The 6,833-nt window shown below is 36.5% G+C and carries 7 protein-coding genes; 1 reads left to right on the top strand and 6 read right to left on the bottom strand.

What is annotated here, in order from left to right:
* Positions 1-98: 98 nt before the first annotated feature.
* The 6 genes from EPA86_RS11515 to EPA86_RS11540 form a co-directional block, all read right to left on the bottom strand.
* A complete protein-coding gene (locus tag EPA86_RS11515) occupies positions 99-443 on the bottom strand; it encodes a hypothetical protein (protein ID WP_140603751.1) in 345 nt (114 codons plus the stop codon).
* A gap of 104 nt (positions 444-547) precedes the next feature.
* Positions 548-733, bottom strand: a complete 186-nt coding sequence (locus tag EPA86_RS11520) for a hypothetical protein (RefSeq protein WP_140603753.1) — start codon at positions 731-733, stop codon at positions 548-550.
* Positions 734-1,093: 360 nt separating this feature from the next.
* Positions 1,094-1,441, bottom strand: coding sequence for a hypothetical protein (locus EPA86_RS11525; RefSeq protein ID WP_140603755.1), 348 nt, complete (start codon positions 1,439-1,441; stop codon positions 1,094-1,096).
* 111 nt (positions 1,442-1,552) lie between these two features.
* On the bottom strand, positions 1,553-2,032 hold the full coding sequence (locus tag EPA86_RS11530) for a hypothetical protein (RefSeq protein WP_140603757.1): 480 nt from the start codon (positions 2,030-2,032) through the stop codon (positions 1,553-1,555).
* 488 nt (positions 2,033-2,520) lie between these two features.
* Positions 2,521-2,961, bottom strand: a complete 441-nt coding sequence (locus EPA86_RS11535; protein ID WP_135476859.1) for a hypothetical protein — start codon at positions 2,959-2,961, stop codon at positions 2,521-2,523.
* Positions 2,962-3,258: 297 nt separating this feature from the next.
* Positions 3,259-5,703, bottom strand: coding sequence for a DUF748 domain-containing protein (locus EPA86_RS11540; RefSeq protein ID WP_140603759.1), 2,445 nt, complete (start codon positions 5,701-5,703; stop codon positions 3,259-3,261).
* A 191-nt stretch (positions 5,704-5,894) separates the two neighbouring features.
* Between EPA86_RS11540 and EPA86_RS11545 the strand changes: the two genes are divergently transcribed.
* Positions 5,895-6,728: a mechanosensitive ion channel family protein gene (locus EPA86_RS11545; protein ID WP_140603761.1), complete on the top strand. Its 834-nt coding sequence runs from the start codon at positions 5,895-5,897 to the stop codon at positions 6,726-6,728.
* Positions 6,729-6,833: the final 105 nt, after the last annotated feature.

Consider the following 6,833-nt stretch of genomic DNA (forward strand, 5'->3'; position numbering starts at 1 on the left):
CTAGGGTTGTTGTACTTTGGCATAAGACACCTCATCTTTAGTTAGATTTTGGTGTCCGTTTTATCGAGGGAGGATCACAGTCCCGCTTGATTGGCTTGTTATGTGTTGGCTGACAACTTACTGTAAATCAATTGTTTTTTAGCCTCAGATTTACAACTATCAAATTGTTCAAATAAACCAAACCAAAAAAGCCGTTCATTCATTGTCATGCCACCGATGTTTCCGATTGCACTTGTGCTGAAAGATGACCACAACTTATAAAGGTGATTATGAGTTTCTTCACTCTCAATCCGAGAGTGACCAAAAAACCTTTCAATGGTCGATTTAAGCTTAACCACATTTTCACTATTAAGCTTCCAATCTTTCAATACGCCCAATAATTTAGCAACATCAGCGTCGTTATCGTATTTTTGGACTTCGTTGACAAATTCATCGTAATTCATAGAAACACATAACGCCTTGCTCAGCGGTGAGTTAAACTGGCGCTGTTTTTGCCGGGTTTATGGCAAAAAAAGTGACAGTTTGACGAGTCCGTTGCAGCAACTTGTTAGGTTTCATTTATACACTTTACCAGACAAGTTATCATTGATTGGTTAGATTTCTTGCCATACGACTCAATATCTTTAATAACATGAAGCCAGTCTTTCATTAACGGTTCATCTTGTTTTACAGACTCTTTATCTGAATTCCATAATTCTTGATATTCATGATCTCTTGCTAGGAGCGTATTCAAATCCTCCTGACACTTTGAACATCTAGTTGGAATCCACCAAACAAATTTCTGCGTTACTTCATAAGCCTCTTTTTGTTCTTCGGCAGTGAAAACACACGAGCAAGAACACTTATAACATCTGTATGCGATATTTTCGTAATATTGCGCATCTTCATCATGATGGCCTCCAGATGACCTCTGGCTAGAGATAGACCATTTTGATTTATCTATTTTAATATCCATATCTATAAGAGGACTCAATGCTGAAGAAACCTAACGCCGTTTTAAGCGGCAAAAATCAGTTGGTTATACTTTGTGAGGCACGAACAAAACCAACTGTTTTTTGTCCGACTTGAAAACCCTTGTTAGGTTACGTTTATATTACTCTTTGCGCTTTACTATTAAGTATTTATAAATCATTAGCAAGAAGATAAATTGAAGTAAAACATGGATTACCCAAATTCTGTGTTCAACTTTTTCAAATAGATCTTGATATATACTTTTATATTCAAGTTTTGTTTCTAAAAGCTCAATACGTGCATTAAGAAAAGCAATATCTTTTGCTTGTTGCTCGTTTAACACTTCAACAGGACGGCTTTGTTCAATTATCGAATTGAAGTTCAAAAGCCTAATCCCTGTATCAAAGGAAGAGAAAAGTCCAAGGGCTACTAAAGCGAATAAAAGTATCACAACAAACTTATTAGATAATTTAAATTGAGCTCCAATCATGCGTAAATCCTTTAGTAACCTAACGCCCACTTAAGCGGACAAAAATTGTTGGTTAAAATGTGAAGCGAAGCGGAACCTAACCAACTGTTTTTGTTCCGTTTGAAGTTCTTGTTAGCTTCTGGTTAGTACCAATGGAACTGTACTTACAGAATCATTAACTACATCACGAAATGAAAAATGGCCATTCATTGCAGCACCACCATCAATTAATTTCATAACCATAGTTGCTCTTGAAAATAACTTTCGGTCAATTGATTTAAAAGTAATTGTAAAATAGCCTTCCCAATACTCACCTTCCACATGGAAATCAGTATTAAATTTCTTTTGACTACTTTCAAATTCGAAATGCAAAGCTCCGCTTAATTTATGTGCTCTTTGTACCAAATTTAAGGAGTATTTTGTGCGAACCGTGGAATCATTTTGATCTCCAAAGTCGGCAAGCCAAGTTCCAGCAACATCTGCACCTTGATATCTCCATTCTTGATATCTTGGAATTAACCATAGAGTAATAAGTTTTGAGGCAAAGAAAATGATTGCTGTAGTAAGTATCCCTGTAATAATTCCTATGATAATTGTTTCCACAATGTTCAATTAAGACTCCTTGGAAGCTAACGCTTATATTAAGCGGCTAAGTACAATTTGCTAAACTGCGCGGAGCGCGAGCAAACTGTACGTGTCCGTTTGAATTTTCTTGTTATTTGATGGTAGCGGAAAACTACCAATGAAAACAAGAGCTTTTAATTAAATGGCAGCCCGACCGTAGAGTCCAAAAGCACCCAGCGACACGACTAACCAAACCGTGATTTTTGAGCCTAACACGAAAGCTAATTTAGCTAATGGCTTTACAACAATAAATGTCTAAAACAGCAAAGCCTATTGGCGGTAATAACCGAAACGCTTAGGCGAAAACTGAGGCGTAACCCACAAAGCCAATGTTAGAAACACCGCTCTTACACATAAATTTTTGGTTGATTTCGTGGAGCCAAATAACGCCTCGCTAACGGGCGCAAAAATAGTTGGCTAAAATTAGCGAAGAATGAGCGCAAGCCAACTGTTTTGCGTCCATTTTGAGCGACTTGTTATAAGCCATTTACCACTTTAAGGTAGGATTTAGTACCAATACCGACCTGAGCCCAAACTTTACGTTTGTGATTACCAAGATAATCGTATTGCTCATCCATTTCCCAAAGGGTTACTATTTGGTCAGGGAAAATATACTCTGACTCATTAAATGAGTGACTCTCCGATTCATTAGCAGAAATTACTTTAAACAAAGTACTTCCATCAACATCAAATACGTCGATGCCACCGAACATAAGTTGGTAATTTTCGTTTTGAGAAACACCGATAAAGTTAACTAAGTCATTTTCAAACTCAATTTGAAGGCAGCTATCGAAATAGAAATCACTGGCTTCATCTGACAAAGTAAAAAAGCCCGCAAATAATTCTCTTACTTGCTCTCTATTCATTCCAAGTTTGATGGGCCCAATTCCATCATGAGGCTTAATTAAAAACTCCATACCTTCCTATGGCTTATAACAGCTTATTAGGAGGAAAAATTCCTTGTTTAAACACGGATTATTTCCTCCTTTCATGATTTTTAAAATGTATACAATACGCGTTAAATTTCTACAGTTCAAATAGTTATTAAAAAATGCTCTAACTGGTTGATGTGTGAAAGGCGGAATTTTTCCTTCTTTCACGCAAATGAGTGAATTACATGAGGTACTGTATAAAAAAACATGAGTTTTATTAGATTATTTCGGAATTAAAAAAGCGTCTGATGGCGCTTTTATTGTATAGGCTGATTTTTAGAATTAAACAGATAAAGCAATTCTTGGTTGTGCGTCAACGTCTGTGTCTATTTTGGGAGTACATAGCAATAAACGTGAAGAGTTAATGTTCCCTTGTTTAATGATGTAGTCTTTGAACGCATGTTCTCTTTGCTCACCAAGTTCTTTTAATTGTTTGATTAATGCTTTGTCAGTGATTTCTTGTCCTGCTTTTACGTCAACATCTTCTGAAACGCTTATTGCACAAATAGTTACTTTGGTATCTTCTTTGTCTTGCATTAGGGCAATAAACTCATCTAAGTAGGCTTTTTGTTCGTTGCTCGGTTCAATTTGTTTTACTTGATATAGTAAATCATCAAAGCGAAGTTTTAAGGCAAACTCGCCTGCAGTAATAGCTACAGAGACAATATTGGCATAAGGTACAAAGGTAGTGAGTAGGTAATCTTGTGTGGCAGACATGATCGCTTTTTGCGTGATAATCGCCAGAATACTGTGTAAACCAAATTGCGGATCTGAAGTCGAACCACTTACAGGTACATCAAGTTCTACTGCGCCATTGCGATCTTTTAACATGCCAAGCGCCATATTCAATGGCAATGCGCCTTGTTCAATTAAGCTGCCGGCTTCGTGACTATCAACAATTCCTGTTTCTAAGCCTTGCAAGTGCAGTGCTAGGTTACCGTCAAGCTCTTCACCTATAAGCTTTACGTCAAGGTTAGTGCTTAATTGTCCTGTTTTTATCTCAAGTTGGGCGGCTTCTTTTACGTAAGAAGAAATAGCAGGTAGCGAAAGTTCATTTAAATAGCCTTTAACATGATAGCTAGGCGCAGCAATAAATGGGTCTAGTGTGCCATCAAGTTTAAAATTGGCATACTTATTACTTTTACCTGCAATGCTAAAAGGGGTTTCTTGCGGGCTATCACTTTTATTGTTGAGGCTACCCAAAGTTAATGTATCAATGAATAATGTACGAGTTACTATGGGTTCAACACTGTTATCGGTTACTACAGTTTTGCTACCGTTAACTAATTCAAATTTGTTTAAACTAAAGAAAAATGGCTTTGTTGATTTTGTAGTATCTTCAGCACTTATTGATTGGTTTTCTTCTTTTGGGTCCATGGTTTTAGCTTGCGCATCACTCTTCTCTGAGCTATTGCTTGGCGCACTCACTAAGTTAATAAGCACTTTGTCTTTATTAACAATAATGTCGCTCTCAACGGTGTCTAACAAAATGCTATCAATTGCAATGTCATTGGGGGTTATTGCAGTGTCGGTAATGGCAAGTTGTTTAATGGTAGTAATTGGCGGTAATGTCGCTAATTCATCTGCAGATTTGATTTGAGAGCCAACAATGTCGTTCACTAATATGCTAGGTAGTTTAATGATTGGCTGGTCAATAAAGTGAAAGCTTATATCGTCTATGGCTAAAGAACCAACCCTTAGTAGATCTCCTACAGGTTTTTGCTCATTATTTAACTGTGTAACGCTTACATTGTTGATAGCCAACAGGCTGTTGCCTTCTAGCTGAGTAAGCTCTAAGTTAGCTAAGGCGAGTTTTAGATTAGAAAACTCTTGCTGTACATGGTCAATGCTTAAATGTTGGTTATTTTGTGTGAAGGCCATCATGCTGTTAGTCATATTACTTTCAGAGACATGTACGGTAATTTGCTCATGCCCTACGTTGATGGTTTGCTTACTATTTAAAGATAATGTGCCTTGCAGGTCGGTAATATGCTCTAAATAGGGTGATAACTTGCTTAGAGGGTAATTATCAATCGCTAGATTCGCTATGACTTCACCTTGTTGTTGCACAAAACCTGCTTGGGCGGTTAGTGCTAGTTGAGTACTGTCTACTTCTGCATCAAGGGTTATTTTTGCACTTTGCTCAGTTAAATTTGCCGATAAATCTTCAATAGTTAAGGTATTAAAAACAAGCTGATGTAATTTTTCTTTTGTTTGCTCAGTTGATGCTTTGCTCACTTCTATGGTGAAATTTGTGAGGCTCAGTAATGGCATTTTTATGGTGTAAGGAAATGGCTTTTCTGGCGTTTCTTTTTCTTCTACCGTGCTTTCATTGTTAGCAGGTAAAGTAACACCTGCAATGGTCAGCTTGTCACCATTACGATCAACTTTAATTATACCTTGTGCAAATGTTGCTTCGCTTAAGGTTATTTCATCAAAAAGTAAATCAAATAAGGTTACTTTTACCACTAACTCTTCTAATGAAAAAACGGTGTCACTTTGCTGGTTTTCAACTTTTGAAATGGCTAAGTCACTAATGCTTACTTTGCTCATTAATAGGTTATATCTAATACTCGTGTCGTCTGACAGCTCTAGATTAAACTGTGCTAATACTGGCGTTAAATAGTATTTTGCAATAGGTGATGAAATGAGCCAAACAATGAGAAACAACGCTATAAATACGTTAACTGTTGTAAATAAAATGCTTTTTTTAAAGAAAGAAGGCATGTACCAAACCTATGTGTTAATAGCTTGTTAAACTAAGTTGTTGCAAATGGGCCGTCATAATAACAAAAATCATGAAAAGCGCTAATTATCTTACAGATAAAATTTACTCTTCTATACATTAAGCTTACAATTGCCGGGTATTTTATTAAGATCATTAACGTAAATTTAACAAAATTAAGGACATCATCCTCATGGATATTACAGTCGATAAAATTGAGCATTATATACAGATGCTCGGAGAAATGAGCTTATCGTTTGGTGTTAACTTTTTACTTGCCGTTGTCGTCTATTTAGTTGGTAATTTTATTATCAAGCGAATAGTGAAGCTTGTAGAAATTGCCTTGGATAAAAAGAAAGTTGATGCAACTTTGCATAGCTTTTTACTAAGCATTTTAACGACGCTATTAAAAGCGATTCAAATCATTGTTTTTGCATCCATGATCGGCATACAAACGGCTTCGTTAATTGCTGTATTAGGTGCGGCGGGTCTTGCCGTTGGCTTAGCGTTGCAAGGTAGTTTGGCTAACTTTGCTGGCGGTGTACTTATTTTATTATTTCGTCCATTTAAAAATGGTGATGCCATTAAAGCTCAAGGTTATGTCGGTACAGTTGAAGAAATTCAAATATTCAATACCATTTTAAAAACCTTTGATAACCAAAGAATTATTATCCCTAATGGTTTGTTGTCTAATGGCTGTGTTACCAATATTAATGTCAATGGTACACGTCGTGTTGATATGACTTTTGGCATTGGTTATGAAGATGATATTGCTAAAGCAAAAGACATTTTAAGGTCTTTAATTGAAGCTGATGAACGTGTACTTAAAGATCAAGCTGTTGATATTTGGGTAGGTGAGCATGGTGATAGTTCTGTGAATATCTTTGTGCGCCCATGGACAAAGTCGGAAGACTATTGGGGAGTTTACTTTGATATGATGGAGAAAGTGAAAATCGCTTTTGATAAAGAAGGCATTAGCATTCCATTCCCTCAGCGTGATGTGCATGTACACCAAGTTGAAAAATAATAAACAATTAAGTTTATGTGTTGTCCTGATATAGGTTGACACTTTTTTTCTAAAACGCCTGATGAATTTCATCAGGCGTTTTGTATTTTAAGGCCATATGAGGCC

The organism is Litorilituus lipolyticus (assembly GCF_006439335.1).
Taxonomy (GTDB): Bacteria; Pseudomonadota; Gammaproteobacteria; order Enterobacterales; family Alteromonadaceae; genus Colwellia; species Colwellia lipolytica.

What these genes read in the sequence shown, in the direction of transcription:
- EPA86_RS11515 (WP_140603751.1), bottom strand. Translation starts at nt 443, where the DNA reads ATGAATTACGATGAATTTGTCAACGAAGTCCAAAAATACGATAACGAC.
- EPA86_RS11525 (WP_140603755.1), bottom strand. Translation starts at nt 1,441, where the DNA reads ATGATTGGAGCTCAATTTAAATTATCTAATAAGTTTGTTGTGATACTT.
- EPA86_RS11535 (WP_135476859.1), bottom strand. Translation starts at nt 2,961, where the DNA reads ATGGAGTTTTTAATTAAGCCTCATGATGGAATTGGGCCCATCAAACTT.
- EPA86_RS11540 (WP_140603759.1), bottom strand. Translation starts at nt 5,703, where the DNA reads ATGCCTTCTTTCTTTAAAAAAAGCATTTTATTTACAACAGTTAACGTA.
- EPA86_RS11545 (WP_140603761.1), top strand. Translation starts at nt 5,895, where the DNA reads ATGGATATTACAGTCGATAAAATTGAGCATTATATACAGATGCTCGGA.